The sequence below is a fragment of the Mucilaginibacter rivuli genome (assembly GCF_019391655.1).
Taxonomy (GTDB): Bacteria; Bacteroidota; Bacteroidia; order Sphingobacteriales; family Sphingobacteriaceae; genus Mucilaginibacter; species Mucilaginibacter rivuli.
The window spans coordinates 305,278-321,804 of the sequence record NZ_JAHXPQ010000006.1 but is presented as its reverse complement, the minus strand read 5'-3'; the positions used below and the strand labels follow the sequence as shown (position 1 = coordinate 321,804).

Below are 16,527 nucleotides of genomic sequence, written 5' to 3'. Positions count from 1 at the left end.
CGCTCTTAAAAGCGGGTAAAGTTTTAAAAACCTGCTGATGTTTAGTATGTTTATCAAAAGCGTTTCTGTATATAATATATGAGTGAAAAAACTGTCGATCTGGGCGAGCAAAGTGAAGTTGAGGTTTTCGGGGCCCGGGTACATAATTTAAAAAATATCGATGTTTCTTTTCCGCGCAACAAGCTGGTGGTTATTACCGGTTTAAGTGGTAGCGGCAAGTCATCATTAGCATTTGATACCATTTATGCCGAGGGGCAGCGCCGTTATATGGAAACATTTTCGGCCTACTCGCGCCAGTTTATGGGCGGCATGGAGCGGCCGGATGTGGATAAGGTATCGGGCCTTAGCCCGGTGATTGCCATCGAACAAAAAACTACAAGCAAAAACCCGCGTTCAACCGTGGGCACCATTACCGAAATCTACGATTTTATGCGCTTGCTTTACGCGAGGGGTGGCGATGCCTATTCTTACGTATCGGGCGAAAAAATGGAGCGCATGAGCGAAGAGCAGATATTGCGTACCATACTCGAAAAATTTAAAGACCAACCCGTAAACGTATTGGCCCCGGTAGTAAAAGGGCGTAAAGGCCATTACCGCGAGCTCTTCGAGCAGATCCGCAAGCAAGGCTATATCAAAGTTTGGGTGGATGGCGAAATATTGAACGTAGAACCTAAAATGCAGGTGGATCGGTACAAGATCCACGATATTGATATTGTTGTGGATAGGTTGGTGATCAGCGATAACGATGTTAAACGCCTGCAAACTTCTATACAAACTGCCATCAAATTAGCTAAAGGTATTATCCGCATCGCCGATAAGGATAATAATGTATGCTACTTTAGTAAATATTTGATGGACCCGGTTTCGGGTATTTCATACGATGAACCGCAGCCAAATACCTTTTCGTTCAACTCGCCATACGGTGCCTGCGAGCGTTGCGATGGTTTGGGTTATATTTTTGAGATAGACGAAGCCTCAGTTATCCCCAACCCGAAACTAAGCATCATGAACGGTGGCCTTGCGCCATTGGGCGAGTACCGCGAAACATGGATATTCCAGGTGTTAAAAGCTTTGGCCAAAAAGTACGATTTTGCCCTGGCTACGCCCATAGAAAAGATCCCCCGCGAAAAGCTGGAGATCATTCTAAACGGTTCGCACGAACTGATCACCGTTCCGGTGGAATACAACAAATGGAACGTCACCAATTACCAGATCAGTTTTGATGGCATCATCAAAATGCTGGAAGAGCAGCAGGAAAAACGCGGCGAAGATGCTTTGGGAGATATGGATAGCTACCGCGTGCTCAAAACCTGCCCGGTTTGCGAAGGCGCACGACTGAAAAAAGAATCGCTCCACTTTAAAGTGGATGGCAAGAACATCTTTGAACTGGCCAATATGGACATCAATGAGCTGAAAGGTTTTTTTGATGGCCTTGAAGACCGCCTGAGCGAACGCCAGAACGTGATCGCCAAAGAGATATTAAAAGAGATCCGCGCACGTATCGGCTTTTTATTGGATGTGGGTTTAAGTTACCTGACTTTAGATCGTACAGCCAAAACCCTGTCGGGCGGCGAGGCACAGCGTATCCGTTTGGCAACCCAGATCGGTTCGCAACTGATGAACGTGATGTACATTTTGGATGAGCCGAGTATTGGCTTGCACCAGCGTGATAACGACCGCCTCATTAACGCCCTCAAAAACCTGCGCGATTTGGGCAATACCGTTTTAGTGGTAGAGCACGATAAAGACATGATACTCGAAGCCGACCATGTGATAGACATGGGCCCGGCAGCAGGCGTACACGGCGGAACCATCGTAGCGCAGGGCACACCTGCCGAACTGATGGCATCGCACACGCTAACTACCCAATACCTTAACGGCGAGCGCGAAATAGCCGTACCCGAAAAAAGGAGGGAAGGTAACGGTAAGGTACTCACGCTAAAAAAAGCCACGGGCCATAACCTCAAAAAGGTATCGGTTGATTTCCCTTTAGGGAAGCTTATCGGCGTTACAGGCGTATCGGGCAGCGGTAAATCAAGCTTAATTACCGAGACTTTATATCCTATACTCAACCATCACTTCTTCCGCGCCAAAAAACACCCTTTGCCTTACGATAAGATAGAAGGCCTGGAGTATATCGATAAAGTTATCGAGATCGATCAGTCGCCCATTGGCCGTACACCGCGCTCAAACCCGGCTACGTATACAGGTGTGTTCAGCGACATCCGTAACCTATATGTTGCCCTGCCCGAATCAAAGATCCGCGGGTACAAACCCGGTCGATTCTCCTTCAACGTAAAAGGTGGCCGCTGCGAAACTTGCCAGGGTGCGGGTATGAAGGTAATAGAAATGAACTTTTTACCCGATGTTGCAGTGCCCTGCGAAGAGTGCAACGGTCGCCGCTATAACCGCGAAACGCTGGAAGTGCGCTACCGTGGCAAATCCATCAGCGATGTATTAGATATGAGCATTGAGGATGCCTGCCCGTTCTTTGAGCATATCCCATCCATCCACCGTAAAATACAAACTTTGCAGGATGTTGGCTTGGGCTATATTACCTTGGGCCAGTCGTCAACCACGCTATCAGGCGGCGAGGCGCAGCGTGTAAAACTGGCTACCGAACTTTCTAAAAAAGACACCGGCAATACTTTCTATATTTTAGATGAACCTACAACAGGCTTGCATTTTGAGGATATCAATGTTTTATTGGGCGTTATAAATCTGTTGGTTGATAAAGGCAATACCGTATTGGTTATCGAGCACAATCTCGATGTGATCAAAGTAGCCGACCACGTGATCGACCTTGGCCCAGAAGGTGGATCTGGTGGTGGCAAAATACTCTTTGAAGGTACACCGGAAGGCTTATGCAAGGTAAAGGATAGCTTTACAGGCATGTTCCTGAAAAAGGAAATGGAGCTGACGGCGAAGTTTAAGAAGAAAGTATAGGTAGGTGTGATATCTTTGCATTCACACTTGCTTTAAATCCGAAAATTGGTATATGAAGAAATACTGGTTGCTGATTTTTAGTTTTTTCATTTTTGGTTCAACCTTGGCGCAAAATGCCATCGATACCATAAAATGCGATGCTGATACATTGCAATCTTATTGCGTTTATGTTCCATCTCAATACAGCAAAGTACCAAAACTACCGGTTATATTTTTATTTGACCCGGCTGCACGTGGCCGTTTACCCGTTGTGCTTTTTAAGCCCATCGCCGAAGAATTAGGTATTATAGTAATTGCATCAAATAACTCCAGAAATGGGCCTTTTAACCTATCTCTGCAAGCTGCTGATGCTATGTTTACCGACGCGTTCAAAAAATATCACATCAACGAAAGTGAAATTTACCTGGGGGGCTTTTCCGGCGGGGCGCGTGTAGCTATTAGCATTGCGCAGAATAGTCCAACCATTGCCGGGGTTATTGCCTGTAGTGCAGGTTTTAGCAACATTCCCGAAAAAAAGCTTCCCTGGTATTTTACAGGTATAGCCGGTTTGCAGGATTTTAATTATATAGAGATGCAGCAGGCGCACCTTACGCTCGACTCATTACAAACAGATAATAACCTGATCTTTTTTAACGGCCCACACCGTTGGCCACCCGAAGGTATTATTAAACAAGCCATGTTGTCGCAATATCAGCACCGGCATAATATTACCGGTCAGAAACAGGAAGTATCCATAGACAAACAACTTTACCGCAAAGAGCTGACCTTTCAAAATGAAGCGATAACTGCATTGGAAGCACTTGTTTTTGATAGGGCGGAAAACGTAAAACCTATAGGCTGGTGGCGCTCAAAACAAGCCGGATTAAAAAAAGCTTTGATTACCGGAATTAAGGCGGACTCTGATTATGTGGCGCGCCAAATTAGTTTCATATCCATAAACGCTACTGCCGAATTTGAAAGCTGCTATCAGGCAAAGCGATACGAGGCGGCTGAAGAGGTATTAAAAATAGCCACTGTTTTTGATGCCGCTGAGCCAATGATAGCTTACCGCTACGCACGTTTATCGGCAATACAAAAGGATCAGGATGCCACACTCAATTATTTAGAAGAAGCCATAAAAAAAGGATTAAAGGATAAAAAAATGATACAAAACGAACGTCTATTTAGCTTTTTAAAAGAAAATAAGCGTTTTAAAGCTATGGTTAATTACTAACCTTTTTTAGCTATGTCATCCCGACCAACAGGAGAGATTTGTATGAAACAATATTCGCGAGCGGCCATCACTCGTGCCTCGTTTCTAAATAACAAAATAGAGCTGTCTCAAACAAAAGCATAATTCATAACTTTATTGAATTATGCTCCATCTGCTTACCTCTGCCCAAATTCGCGAAGCCGATGCTTACACCATCGGGCATGAACCCATTTCCTCTCTCGATCTGATGGAGCGCGCCGCTGCAGCATTTGTAAAAGTGTTTACCGACCGCTATCCCGACAAGGCAAAAAACATAGCTGTTTATTGTGGTACAGGTAATAACGGTGGCGATGGTTTGGCCATTGCGCGTATGCTTTGCAAATTAAACTACAAAAATACTTTGGTGAAGATTGCGCGGTATTCGGATAAGCCGACCAATGATTTTATTGAGAATTTAAAACGTTTGAAAAGTGCAGAGGTAGAGTTTGAAGAAATAAGAACAGGTGATAAATTGCCTGTAGAAAAGGCTGATATTATTATCGATGCTTTATTGGGTAGCGGCTTAAACAAACCCTTAAAAGGCGATTATGAAAAATTGGTAAAATACCTGAACGGGTTAAACCGCACTATTGTTTCTGTTGATGTACCCACAGGTTTTTTTTGCGAAGGTGAGATATCAAATGATGCGGTTGCCATCAAATCAAAATTGAGCATTACTTTCCAACAGCCTAAGATCAATTTTTTAGTGCCGGAGTCGGCACCTTACATTGAGGAGTTTAGTGTGGTTGATATCGGTTTGAGTAATGGCTTTATCGCATCATTAAATAGCCCTTATCAATTAATAGCAGAACAGGATATCCGCAGCATACTAAAGCCACGTAAAACGTTCACCCATAAAGGCACCTACGGCCAAGCATTAATTATTGCAGGCCAGCCTGAAACTATGGGCGCAGCATTGTTGTGTTCATCAGCTTGTGCGCATGCGGGAGCAGGATTAACAACGGCTTGCATCCCCAAAAGTGGTTTAACGGCCCTCAATACATCAATGCCCGAGGTAATGGCTATTGTACGTGCGGGAGTTAAAGAAATGGATATTGAGTGGGATAAGTTTAGCACAATAGCAATTGGCCCCGGATTAGGTAAAAAGCGCGATACATTAGCCTTATTGAAAGAGGTGCTTCAAAAGTTTGATAAACCTGTAGTGGTAGATGCTGATGCATTGAACCTATTAGCCGCAAACCCTGAACTATTGAAACAGATCCCGAAAGGCAGCATCATTACCCCGCATATGAAAGAGTTCGACCGTTTATTTGGCGCAAATACAAGCTGGTGGGGCCGGCTAGAAACCATCCGCCAAAAGGCAAAAGAGCATCAGATCAATATCGTACTTAAAAATCAATATACCATAACCGGTACGCCGGATGGAAAGCTGTACTTTAACCAGACCGGCAACCCTGCCATGGCCAGCGGCGGTATGGGCGATGTGCTGACAGGTGTAATTACCGCCCTCCTGGCGCAAAAATATACTCCCGAACAAGCTTGTATTTTAGGTACGTATTTACACGGAAAAAGTGGTGATGATTTGGCTTTACCCAATAAAAAGGTTGTTGTATTGGCCGGTGAAGTGGCAAAACATATACCTGTAGTGATGGCAAAATTTAGGGCATAAAAAAAACGGTTGCCGTATTCCTCAACCGTTTTTATTATTAACTGACCTTATAAAGAACGAAATACTTCTGTTTTGATTGGATAATTAACTTCTGCGAAGATATCTTACCCCGTATAAAAAAGCTGTTAACAAATCATTATCAGATTTGGCCGATTGCTTTTCTGAATATAAGACGCAGCAACTATGCGGATAGTTACAAGTTTTAACACTTTTTAACAATTAAATTTTTATTGCCCTTTTAATGTTTTAGGAAACAAGGGCTTATGAAATTCCTGCACTACTATGATATAGGGCAGGAATATGCGCAGTCAATTTTATGATGCAATGGTACGTGTCATGCGTTTTACTGCAATGTCTTTCACCTTTTCGGCAATTGAGGCGGCATCGTAGCCACACTCGGCCCAAAGTTCAGGTTGCTCACCGTGTTCTACAAAGCTATCAGGGATACCCATGCGTATAACCTGGGCATTATAACAATTATCGGCCATAAACTCTATTATCGCGCTGCCAACGCCGCCTTGCAGGCAGCCATCTTCAACCGTAATTATTTTATCAAATTTTGAGAATACTTCGTGCAGCAATTCCTCATCTAAAGGCTTTGCAAAGCGCATATCATAATGAGCAGGGTGGTATCCTTGCGGGATGAGCTGCGCCGTAGCTTTTAATACCTCGTTACCAATAGTGCCTATGGATAGGATGGCAACATCTTCGCCATCACAAACTTTGCGGCCTTTACCTACCGGGATGGCTTTCATTGGGCGTTGCCAGTCAACCATAACACCGTTGCCACGTGGGTAACGTATGCTGAAAGGCCCCATGTTTTCCTGCTGGGCTGTAAACATCAGGTTACGCAACTCTTCTTCGTTCATGGGTGCAGATACCGTCATGTTCGGTATGCTGCGCATATATGCTAAATCGTAAGCGCCGTGGTGCGTTGGGCCATCGGCACCGGCAATACCGGCACGGTCAAGGCAAAATACAACGTTTAGGTTTTGTATGGCTACGTCATGTATTACCTGGTCATACGCGCGTTGCATAAAACTGCTGTAAATATTACAGAATGGCAATAAGCCCTGCGTAGCTAATCCCGCCGAAAATGTAACGGCGTGCTGCTCTGCAATACCCACGTCAAAAGCTCGGGTTGGCATAGCCTTCATCATCATATTCATGGAGCTGCCGCTTGGCATAGCCGGGGTAATACCCATTATCTTCGGGTTTTGCTCGGCTAACTCAATTATGGTATGCCCAAAAACATCCTGGTATTTTGGTGGTTGGGGTTTTTCGTAAACGGTCTTTTTTATCTCGCCGGTTATTTTGTCAAACAAGCCCGGGGCGTGCCACTTGGTTTGGTCCTTTTCGGCTAAAGCGTAACCTTTTCCTTTTACGGTGATGCAATGCAACAGCTTAGGGCCTGGTATATCGCGCAGGTCTTTCAGAACTTTTACCAGATTGTCAACATCGTGCCCATCCACAGGGCCAAAATACCTGAAGTTTAGCGACTCGAACAGGTTACTGTTTTTAAGCAGTGTACCCTTTATGCTTTTTTCAAGCTTTTGCACAATGCTGTACGCATCGGGGCCTATTGATGATATTTTTGCCAATACTTTGGCGATATCATCCCGGAAACGGTTATAATGTTTTGATGTTGATATACTGGTAAGGTATTCTTTCAATGCGCCAACATTCGGGTCAATCGACATGCAGTTGTCATTCAGAATAACCAGCAGGTTCGATTTTTCTATCCCCGCGTGATTTAGCGCTTCAAAAGCCATACCACCCGTCATGGCGCCATCGCCAATAACAGCAACGTGCTGGCGGTCGGTTTCGCCTTTGTATTGCGATGCCACGGCCATACCTAAAGCGGCAGAAATTGAGGTAGAGGAGTGCCCTACGCCAAAGGTATCATATTCACTTTCGGCACGTTTAGGGAAGCCGCTGATGCCGCCGTGTAAACGGTTGGTATCAAATTGATCGCGGCGCCCGGTGAGTATTTTATGGCCGTAAGCCTGGTGGCCAACGTCCCAAACTAACTGGTCGTAAGGGGTATTTAAAACATAGTGCAGGGCAACAGTAAGCTCCACCGTACCTAAACTGGCGCCAAAATGGCCACCGTTAACCGATACCACGTCAATAATATACTGGCGTAATTCCTGGCTAAGTTGTTTAAGATCTTCTTCTTTAAGTAATTTTAAATCAGATGGATACGTTATGTTTTGTAGCAATTGCCCCGCGGGTACTTTCATCTATCGTAATGCAGTAAAACTAAGGGTACAAATTACGGTATTTTGTTTTAAAAAAACAGTATAAATTGGCGTCAATTTATTCGGAAGTGAATTAAATGATAATTGTCAATCAATGTTGTATGCCATAAAAAGTATGATCTGTACCGTGATAATCCATTAAGGTTGTCGTTACCTCGCCAGCCTTTATTTTTACAATAATACTCGCTAACCCTTCAATGTTTTTTTTCAATGCGCTATCATTCGCAGGTGTCCACATGGGCGAGCTTAAAGCTATTTCTTTTAATTTAGCAATAAACTCAGCATTTAAATTTCTTTTATCATTGATTAATGCCTCGGTAATTTTTCCTTCGGCCGACACTGTAACTCCAATATATACGGTTTCGTTAATATCGATGTTAGTATATTTTGAAACAGCACGACTGAAATAAGAATAAAATTCCGGCGGTGGGGCGGGGGGATTATAAGCTGATGGTTTATTAATTCTACGTAACACTACACCATCTTTGTAAATATCTGTCTCAAGAATATTTCCATTTCTCCCTAAAACATACCACTCACCTTCTCTTTTATCGGATATGTAATTTCCTTCAACAACAACGGCTCCATTGTCAAAGTTATATGTTTTATAAGGCCCATTCAATTTGTCATTTAAGTATGTGTTTAATGCTGCTACATTCCCATTAGAAAATAATTCTTTCCAAACCCCACTTTTTAAGCCCTTTTCATACCGGCCTATAGTAACCAAATAGTTTACTCCATTGGTTTTATTTAGTTTCTGTGTTTTACTCAACTTGCTGTAATGGTAATATTTAAAACCACCGTCGGGTATACTTAATTTCTCATCAGAAAAATGCCCCATAACCATAATGCTGTCATGCAGATCATACATTTTCATCAGCCACACCGAATCTGCAACTTTTGCATATAATATATATGAGTCAGCTTTTGCAGAATCAACGGGCGCCCCGTCCAAAAGAAATGCTTTATTAACCTGTGCATTTACGGATAAGGTGCAGTAAATGATCGCAATTGTTATAAGTAATATGTATTTTTTCACAATAGTATTTGTTAGGATGCAGCAAATGTAAAAACATTCAATAGTACAGTTCATTTTATTCCGGATATAAAATCCCTATTTTTGAATATTCATAATGGAAGAACATTTCGAGATAAAACTCCCCCAATTTGAAGGCCCTTTCGATCTGCTGCTATTTTTTATAGAGCGGGATGAGTTGGATATTCACGAAATTTCCATCTCGAGGATTACAGATGATTTTCTGGATTATATCCACCACATGAACAGCCTGAACATGGAGCTGGCCAGCGAGTTTATTTATGTAGCCGCAACGTTGATGCGCATTAAGGCACGCCTGTTATTGCCACGTTATGAACTTGATGAAAATGGCAATCAACTGGACCCGAAGCAGGACCTGATACAAAAACTGATAGAATATAAACGCTACAAAGAAATTTGCGAGGAGTTGAAACCCCTTGAAGAAGAGCGTTTAAAGCAGGAGCGCCGTGGTAATATCCATGTAGATATGGAGGCTGTAGCAGGCCTTGCCGCTCCCGGAGAAGAGTTGGAAAGCTTCGACCTGTATAAACTGATGATGATATATAGCCGGGTAATGGGCAAATATCAAACCCGCAGCCAGGAAGTTACCCATACCGTTATTCAATATCCGTATACCATCGAGTTGCAAAAAAAGGCTATCGCGCAGTTGTTATCTATAAACAGCAGGTTAGATTTTTCGGGCCTGGCCAAAAACTCTGATAACAAGGTCCATTTCGTTTATAATTTTCTGGCTTTGTTGGAAATGCTGCAGCAGGAACTGGTAGATATACAGATAGGTACCGGATACAACAATTTTTGGGTTAGTGCTAAAAATTAAGGTAACCAAATAAAATTTGGCTACCTTTGCGGCATTATTCAAAACCATGAAAAGAGACAAACTAATTTTTAATTTACTTGAAGAAGAGTTAGAGCGCCAGGAAACAGGATTGGAGCTTATCGCATCAGAAAACTTTGTTAGCAAACAGGTAATGGAAGCCGCAGGCTCTGTAGCTACCAACAAATACGCCGAAGGTTTACCGGGCAAGCGTTATTATGGTGGTTGCCAAATAGTTGATGAGATAGAAACCATTGCTATTGAGCGTGCAAAACAATTGTTTAATGCCGAATGGGTTAACGTTCAGCCACACTCGGGCGCGCAGGCAAATGCAGCTGTATTTTTGGCTTGTTTACAACCCGGCGATAAAATTTTAGGTTTTGATCTTTCGCATGGTGGCCACTTAACACATGGTTCGCCCGTTAATTTTTCGGGTAAGGTTTACCAGCCATTCTTTTATGGTGTGAAAAAAGAAACAGGCCTTATTGATTATAAACAATTAGAAAAAGTAGCCCTTGCCGAAAAACCAAAGATGATCATCTGCGGTGCATCAGCATACTCGCGCGATTGGGATTATGCCTTTATCCGTAAAGTAGCCGATAAAATTGGCGCCTTGGTATTGGCCGACATATCGCACCCGGCAGGTTTAATTGCCCGTGGTTTATTGACCGATCCGCTGCCACATTGCCATATTGTTACTACTACTACACATAAAACCCTGCGCGGCCCGCGTGGTGGCATGATCATGCTGGGTAAAGATTTTGAGAACCCATGGGGTTTAAAAACTCCGAAAGGCGAAGTAAGAATGATGTCGGCGATATTGGATTCTGCCGTATTCCCCGGAACACAGGGTGGCCCCTTAGAGCATATCATCGCTGCAAAAGCAGTTGCCTTTGGCGAAGCTTTGAGCGACGAGTACATGAAGTACATTGCCCAGGTTAAAAAGAATGCCAGCGCAATGGCCGATGCCTTTACTAAATTAGGCTACGAGATCGTTTCGGGTGGAACAGATAACCATTTGATATTGCTCGACCTGCGCAATAAAAACATTACCGGTAAAGATGCCGAGAATGCTTTGGTTGCTGCCGATATTACCGTAAACAAAAACATGGTGCCTTATGATGATAAGTCGCCGTTTGTAACATCGGGTATCAGGGTAGGAACAGCGGCTATTACCACCCGTGGTTTGAAAGAAAAACAGATGGAAAAAATTGTAGAGTTGATAGACGCTGTAATTAAAGATCCTCAAAGTGAATCTAATCTTAAAAAAGTTCGTAAAAAAGTGAATGAATTAGTGGAAAAATTCCCACTATATAAGTAATTTGCTGATGAAATGATAATTGATCGTAATCCAGTACCTGATAATGATGATGAGCGTGTACGTGCGCTCATGTCTTATGATATAATGGATACCCTCCCCGAGGAGGACTACGATGCTATTAATCGCTTGGCGGCTTACATTTGCCAGGCACCAATTTCGCTGGTAACTTTTATCAATGCCGACAGGCAATGGTACAAATCAAATATCGGCCTGCCTAATAGTGATATAGCGCGCTCAAAAACATTTTGCCGCTATACCATTATGAGCGATGATTTGCTCGAGGTGCCCGATGCTACAAAGAATGAACTATTTGCCGATAACCCGGCCGTTACCGACGGCTGGGTTAAATTTTATGCAGGCGCCCCTATAATTGATAACGAAGGCTATAGGGTGGGCACTATATGCGTGGTAGATACCGTTCCGCGAAACCTTAACCCCGAACAGCGGGATGCCTTAACTACATTGGCGCGCGAGGTGGTATCGCACATTACTTTACGCCGCCAAAAACGGCAACTGGAAGAAAGCGTAAAAATACATAACGAGTTTTTTAACCTGTTCAATAACTCGCCCGAAGTACATTGTATTATGGATAGGGAGGGTAAAATACGGATCATCAACCAATCGGTACAAACGGTGCTCGGATACAAGCCCGATGACGCCATTGGCCTGCCCATTTGGCATTTTTTCCCGAGAGGAGATGCTGAAAAAATGATCAGTATGCTTGAGGATGGCTTAAGGAGCAAACAAAAAGCTTTTGACCTGGAACTCCGTGTAATTAGCCGCAGCGGCGAAATAAAGTGGATCAGTTGGTCGGTTATTGCAAAAGATGAAAGCTGGTATGCCAGCGGGCGCGATATTACCCCTCAAAAAAAGATACTGGCCGAACTTGAATTGCTATCGCTTGTAGCGAGCAAGGTGAACAACGGTGTGGTAATAAGCAGTGCCGATAACCAGGTAATATGGATCAATAATGCCTTCGAAAAAATAACGGGTTACGGGCTTGCCGATGTAAGTGATAAAGTACTTGGAGATGTGCTGATGGGGGAGCTAACGGATATTGCTATTATTGAAAAAGCCCGCGAACTGTCAAAAAGCAAAAAATCTTTCGAGGTTGATCTGTTAGTATACCGTAAGGACGGCTTGCCGCTGTGGATATCGATAATCAATTCCATTATCCTGGATGCCGCGGGCGAGGTTGATAAATACGTTGAGATCATTATTGATGTAACTGCCAAAAAGAAAGCCGAAATAGAACTGATAGCGGCAAAAGAAGAAGCTTTACAGTTAAACAGGGCTAAAGATATGTTCATGTCGGTAATGAGCCATGAGATACGCACCCCGCTTAACGCGGTTATAGGTGTATCGCATTTATTGCGCGATGACAATCATGCCGAGCAAACAGAAAACCTGGATATTCTTAAGTTCTCGGCCGATAACCTGATGACGCTGATAAACGATGTGCTTGATTTTACCAAAATAGAAACAGGTAATATTATTCTGGAAAAGATAGATATCGACCTGCGGCATATGGTAAGCAGTGTGGTAAACTCCATGCAGTTTAAAGCCGCCGATAAAGGCATATATATTAAAGCGGATATAGATGCCAACCTGCCGGGATATATAATTGGCGATAAAACAAGAATTTGCCAGATATTGTTAAATCTTGTCGGCAATTCAGTTAAATTTACGGAAAAGGGTGGGATAACTATTGATGTTAAAGTTATTGAAGAAAGTGAAAACGAAGCCCGCCTTCGTTTTGAGGTTGCTGATACAGGTATAGGTATCAAAGCCGACCAGATCAACAATATTTTTGAATCGTTTAAACAAGCCGATGAAAGTATTACACGCTTGTATGGCGGTACCGGTCTGGGTTTGGCAATTACCAAGCGTTTGGTTGAATTGCACGACTCGCGGATAATCGTTGAAAGCGTTTATGGACAAGGGTCAAAATTTTGGTTCGCAATAACGTTTAATAAGAGTAACTTTACACCAATAAAACAAAATACAACTACCGTGGAAATAGGCCTTAAACTAAATGTATTGGTTGCTGATGATAATCAGATCAACCGCATGCTTATTGATAAGGTATTAAAAAAATGGGGCATCAATGCCGATTTTGCTGTTAACGGTAAACAAGCTGTTGATAAAATTGAACTTAACCGCAATTACGACCTGGTTTTGATGGACATACACATGCCCGAAATGGACGGTTTGGATGCGGCAAAATACATCCGCAGCATTAAGGAGCCTTATTTTCAGCAATTACACATCATCGCGCTTACGGCATCAATGCTTACCAATCAAATGGACATGATCGGCGATTCGGGTATGAACGATTATATATTAAAGCCTTTTGATCCAAAAGTGCTGTATGATAAGATCAGTCAATTCTCTAAATAGTAACTACTCGGCGTAGGCAATAGCAGCCAGGCTTACTTTAACTCCTTCTATTTTTAATAATTCAATTCCGCAGGCTTCCAACGTTGAGCCGGTTGTAATAATATCGTCAACCAGTAAAATATGTTTACCCTTAAACTTTTCGGGATAACGTATTGTAAATACTTCCTGCATATTCTCATAGCGCGAAAACCTCGACTTTTTAGTTTGGGTATCAGTATGTTTCACCCTGACAAGGTTATCCATATCAACCGGGATATTCATTGGCCCTGACAAACCTTGCGCAAACTGGGCGCTTTGATTATAGCCCCTCGATCTTAATTTTTTTGGATGAAGCGGTACGGGCACGATCATATCAATATGGTCTGCAGGTTTACGCTGTAATAACTGCGCCCCCGCAATACTGCCTAATTTATTGCCAATTAACGGCGCGTTCCTGTATTTAAAGCGGTGCATTAAGTTTTGTACTTTACCACCTTTGGAAAAATAAAGCAATACATAAACCATACTTACATCAATACGGCCCCAAAACTGGCGCGCAACTACGTTTTCTTTGTGTAAATGAAAATTGGTATAAGGCAGGTCATAGGTGCAGGCAGTACATATCAACTTTTCGCCTTGCACCAGGTTTTGGTTACAGGCCTGGCAAAGCTCCGGGAATATCAGGGCTATAAAATCGCTGATGTATGTATTGCGCCATTTCATTGGTTTGAAATTAGCATAATAAGCCCGAAATAAAAACTATATCTCCTGCTCAAGCAGTTTAATGTGTTTAATGAGGTTTTCTACTTCGAAAGGCAGTGTGCCGTTATATACCCCACGAATATGACACTTACGATCAACCAAAATAAAGTTTTCGGTATGCAAAAACTGGGTGATGTCTTTTGTATAACCTATTTCTTCATCGGCAAAATAACCGCGGCGGGCAATGGTATATATCTGCTGTTTGTCGCCGGTAAGTAAATGCCAGTTTGGGTTTGTGATGTTCTTATCGGCGGCGTATTTTTTTAATACGTCAACATTATCCAGTTGGGGGGTTACTGAGTGTGATAATATAGCCACATTGCTGTCTTTCATAAACGCCTTGGCTACCGTGGCCATGTTATCAGTCATTTTAGGGCAAATGCTACCGCAGCGGGTAAAGAAAAAGTCGGCCACGTAAATTTTATTTTTTACCGTTTGATTGTTCACAGTTTCGCCGGACTGATCAGTGAAACTGAATAATGGTATTACATGGAGCTGTTCAAACTCGCTGGTATTTTTGGCGGGCCAGGTAGGTGTAAAATCGGGCGTATTAAAATAGGGGAGTGTAGTAACCTGCTGCTCTTTTTGCTTACAGGCCGATGCTCCAAGGATTAAAAAAATTATTACTCCTTTCAAAAATCCCCTCTTGAGAGGGGGTGCAAAAGCCTTGCGTGATGGCAGGGGTGTGTTATTGAACGGGCCTTCGAAAAGACACACCCCTCCACCCCTCTCAAGAGGGGAATCGCTCATAGCCTCGCTTATTTTTAGTGCCTTCATTTCTTTACTATATTAACACATAGCTTTTGCCCGAACAGGCCAAACTTTTCGCCGTTAATAATTACATAGTTGGCGCGTATCTTGCCATCTTCCCACCACATTTTTTCGCTGCCTTCTTCGTGCCCGGCTTTGTAGTGGAATAGCCTGGCTAATTTCCCCGTTCTAAACCATTCTTTTAGCTCGCCTTCGTATTCGTCATTCACTAAATGGTATTCAAATTTTGGTGTGCCATCGTCCCACCAGCCTTTATGTATGCCCACCTTTTTGCCATCACTAAAAAAACGAAGCTGTGCCAACTGCCTGTTTGGATAATACCATTTTAACAAACCATTCTGTTTGCCATTCGTAAACTGGCAAAATCTGGCAGTATCGCCATTGGCAAAAAGGCCGTAACTCAGGCCGGTAAAGGGCTTGTTATGGTAGTATAAAAGTTCGCCACGTTGGTTAAACCCCTTATCGTCCATTCTTACCCGGAAGGTATTGCTATTTATACCATCGGCGCCGCTGCCGCAACTGTTAGCCACCAGCAGCAGCACCATCAGTAAAATATAGCTAATTAGTAACAGTACCCGCTGTTCCATAAAATCCGTTGCCATTAATATAAGGTGAGGCTGCTGTTGTATGGTAATGATAAATACCATTCGGATAATCGGCAGTTACCGTTGTGTGGCCATGATAAACGTCAAGGTCGCTATTGGCAATGGTTTTGCCATTCTCTGTTGGCCCGTAAAGCGGAAATCCATCCAGTAAAAAGCCCAAAAGGGCATCTTTACCTTTATTGGCAGTTAAATAATAGGGTTCGGCATGGTAATGATATTGGCCTTGTTGCTGGGGGTGACCGTCGTACTGGTCAAAGCTGTTTATTTCGCCTGTTAAAGCTGCACCCATTGCCGCGTATTGGTTAAAAATAGGTACACCGTTTATGGCAACACCTATGGGGCCGCCCGGCGTAGTGGCGTGAGTAGTTGCAACTACAGGGTTCAATGGTATTTTATAAGTGCAATCACTTTCGGCAATGCTGTTTGGGTTTTGGTTCCAAAGTGTATTAGTACCGTTGTAGGCTTCATACTTGGTTGATGCCCATTGGGTGCCCTGGTAATAAGGTGATTTATGGTCGGGCAGGCTGGTGGCTTTGATCACCACATAATTACCGTCAATATAGATCGAGGTAGCGCCATATATTTTTTTGAAAACATCCGGTACTCCGGCACCAATAGTTACCGTACCGGAGGTACTGCCGGTATCAGTTGATGATTTTTTGCAGGCGACAATGATAGTTAACAATATTGCCACGCCGGTTGTAAATGCAAATGCTTTATTTTTCATAACACAATTAATTAGGTTGAAAG

General features: G+C 43.1%; 12 protein-coding genes. 6 read left to right on the top strand and 6 right to left on the bottom strand.

The features are described from left to right. The first annotated feature begins 78 nt into the window (after nt 1-78). From uvrA to KXQ82_RS15725, 3 genes are all read left to right on the top strand, one after another. Nucleotides 79-2,946 (top strand): excinuclease ABC subunit UvrA, encoded by a 2,868-nt coding sequence (gene uvrA / locus KXQ82_RS15735; protein ID WP_219489397.1) that lies wholly within the window; start codon nt 79-81, stop codon nt 2,944-2,946. 52 nt (nt 2,947-2,998) lie between these two features. Next, a complete protein-coding gene (locus KXQ82_RS15730) occupies nt 2,999-4,159 on the top strand; it encodes a TPR end-of-group domain-containing protein (RefSeq protein WP_219489396.1) in 1,161 nt (386 codons plus the stop codon). A gap of 142 nt (nt 4,160-4,301) precedes the next feature. Continuing rightward, a complete protein-coding gene (locus KXQ82_RS15725) occupies nt 4,302-5,807 on the top strand; it encodes an NAD(P)H-hydrate dehydratase (RefSeq protein WP_219489395.1) in 1,506 nt (501 codons plus the stop codon). A 314-nt stretch (nt 5,808-6,121) separates the two neighbouring features. Here KXQ82_RS15725 and dxs read toward each other — a convergent pair whose 3' ends face one another. Further along, entirely contained in the window at nt 6,122-8,050 is a 1,929-nt protein-coding gene (gene dxs, locus KXQ82_RS15720; RefSeq protein WP_219489394.1) for a 1-deoxy-D-xylulose-5-phosphate synthase, read from the bottom strand. Nucleotides 8,051-8,159: 109 nt separating this feature from the next. Then, nucleotides 8,160-9,107, bottom strand: coding sequence for a toxin-antitoxin system YwqK family antitoxin (locus tag KXQ82_RS15715; protein WP_219489393.1), 948 nt, complete (start codon nt 9,105-9,107; stop codon nt 8,160-8,162). 91 nt (nt 9,108-9,198) lie between these two features. Between KXQ82_RS15715 and KXQ82_RS15710 the strand changes: the two genes are divergently transcribed. The 3 genes from KXQ82_RS15710 to KXQ82_RS15700 are packed head-to-tail and all read left to right on the top strand — an operon-like array spanning nt 9,199 to nt 13,660. Beyond that, nucleotides 9,199-9,942 (top strand): segregation and condensation protein A, encoded by a 744-nt coding sequence (locus KXQ82_RS15710; RefSeq protein WP_439650957.1) that lies wholly within the window; start codon nt 9,199-9,201, stop codon nt 9,940-9,942. Between the two features lie 46 nt (nt 9,943-9,988). Then, entirely contained in the window at nt 9,989-11,260 is a 1,272-nt protein-coding gene (gene glyA, locus KXQ82_RS15705) for a serine hydroxymethyltransferase (RefSeq protein WP_219489391.1), read from the top strand. 12 nt (nt 11,261-11,272) lie between these two features. Beyond that, a complete protein-coding gene (locus KXQ82_RS15700; RefSeq protein WP_219489390.1) occupies nt 11,273-13,660 on the top strand; it encodes a PAS domain S-box protein in 2,388 nt (795 codons plus the stop codon). Nucleotides 13,661-13,663: 3 nt separating this feature from the next. Here the strand turns inward: KXQ82_RS15700 and KXQ82_RS15695 are convergent, their stop codons facing one another. From KXQ82_RS15695 to KXQ82_RS15680, 4 genes are read right to left on the bottom strand one after another with little or no spacing between them, the layout of a single operon-like run. Further along, nucleotides 13,664-14,362, bottom strand: coding sequence for a ComF family protein (locus KXQ82_RS15695; RefSeq protein WP_219489389.1), 699 nt, complete (start codon nt 14,360-14,362; stop codon nt 13,664-13,666). 36 nt (nt 14,363-14,398) lie between these two features. Next, the gene (locus KXQ82_RS15690; RefSeq protein ID WP_255563680.1) at nt 14,399-15,178 is read right to left on the bottom strand and encodes an SCO family protein; all 780 of its coding nucleotides are present in this window, start codon (nt 15,176-15,178) and stop codon (nt 14,399-14,401) included. Further along, nucleotides 15,175-15,774 carry a toxin-antitoxin system YwqK family antitoxin gene (locus KXQ82_RS15685; protein WP_219489388.1) on the bottom strand — a complete coding sequence of 200 codons (600 nt, stop codon included), beginning with the start codon at nt 15,772-15,774 and terminating at the stop codon, nt 15,175-15,177. Before KXQ82_RS15685 ends, KXQ82_RS15690 begins: the two co-directional genes overlap by 4 nt. Next, the gene (locus KXQ82_RS15680; protein ID WP_219489387.1) at nt 15,731-16,504 is read right to left on the bottom strand and encodes a YHYH protein; all 774 of its coding nucleotides are present in this window, start codon (nt 16,502-16,504) and stop codon (nt 15,731-15,733) included. The genes KXQ82_RS15685 and KXQ82_RS15680 overlap by 44 nt, the downstream gene beginning before the upstream one ends. Nucleotides 16,505-16,527: the final 23 nt, after the last annotated feature.

Excerpts from the sequence above, each read along its gene's own strand:
- uvrA (WP_219489397.1), top strand. The coding sequence starts at position 79 with ATGAGTGAAAAAACTGTCGATCTGGGCGAGCAAAGTGAAGTTGAGGTT.
- KXQ82_RS15730 (WP_219489396.1), top strand. The coding sequence starts at position 2,999 with ATGAAGAAATACTGGTTGCTGATTTTTAGTTTTTTCATTTTTGGTTCA.
- KXQ82_RS15725 (WP_219489395.1), top strand. The coding sequence starts at position 4,302 with ATGCTCCATCTGCTTACCTCTGCCCAAATTCGCGAAGCCGATGCTTAC.
- dxs (WP_219489394.1), bottom strand. The coding sequence starts at position 8,050 with ATGAAAGTACCCGCGGGGCAATTGCTACAAAACATAACGTATCCATCT.
- glyA (WP_219489391.1), top strand. The coding sequence starts at position 9,989 with ATGAAAAGAGACAAACTAATTTTTAATTTACTTGAAGAAGAGTTAGAG.
- KXQ82_RS15700 (WP_219489390.1), top strand. The coding sequence starts at position 11,273 with ATGATAATTGATCGTAATCCAGTACCTGATAATGATGATGAGCGTGTA.
- KXQ82_RS15695 (WP_219489389.1), bottom strand. The coding sequence starts at position 14,362 with ATGAAATGGCGCAATACATACATCAGCGATTTTATAGCCCTGATATTC.
- KXQ82_RS15690 (WP_255563680.1), bottom strand. The coding sequence starts at position 15,178 with ATGAAGGCACTAAAAATAAGCGAGGCTATGAGCGATTCCCCTCTTGAG.
- KXQ82_RS15685 (WP_219489388.1), bottom strand. The coding sequence starts at position 15,774 with ATGGCAACGGATTTTATGGAACAGCGGGTACTGTTACTAATTAGCTAT.
- KXQ82_RS15680 (WP_219489387.1), bottom strand. The coding sequence starts at position 16,504 with ATGAAAAATAAAGCATTTGCATTTACAACCGGCGTGGCAATATTGTTA.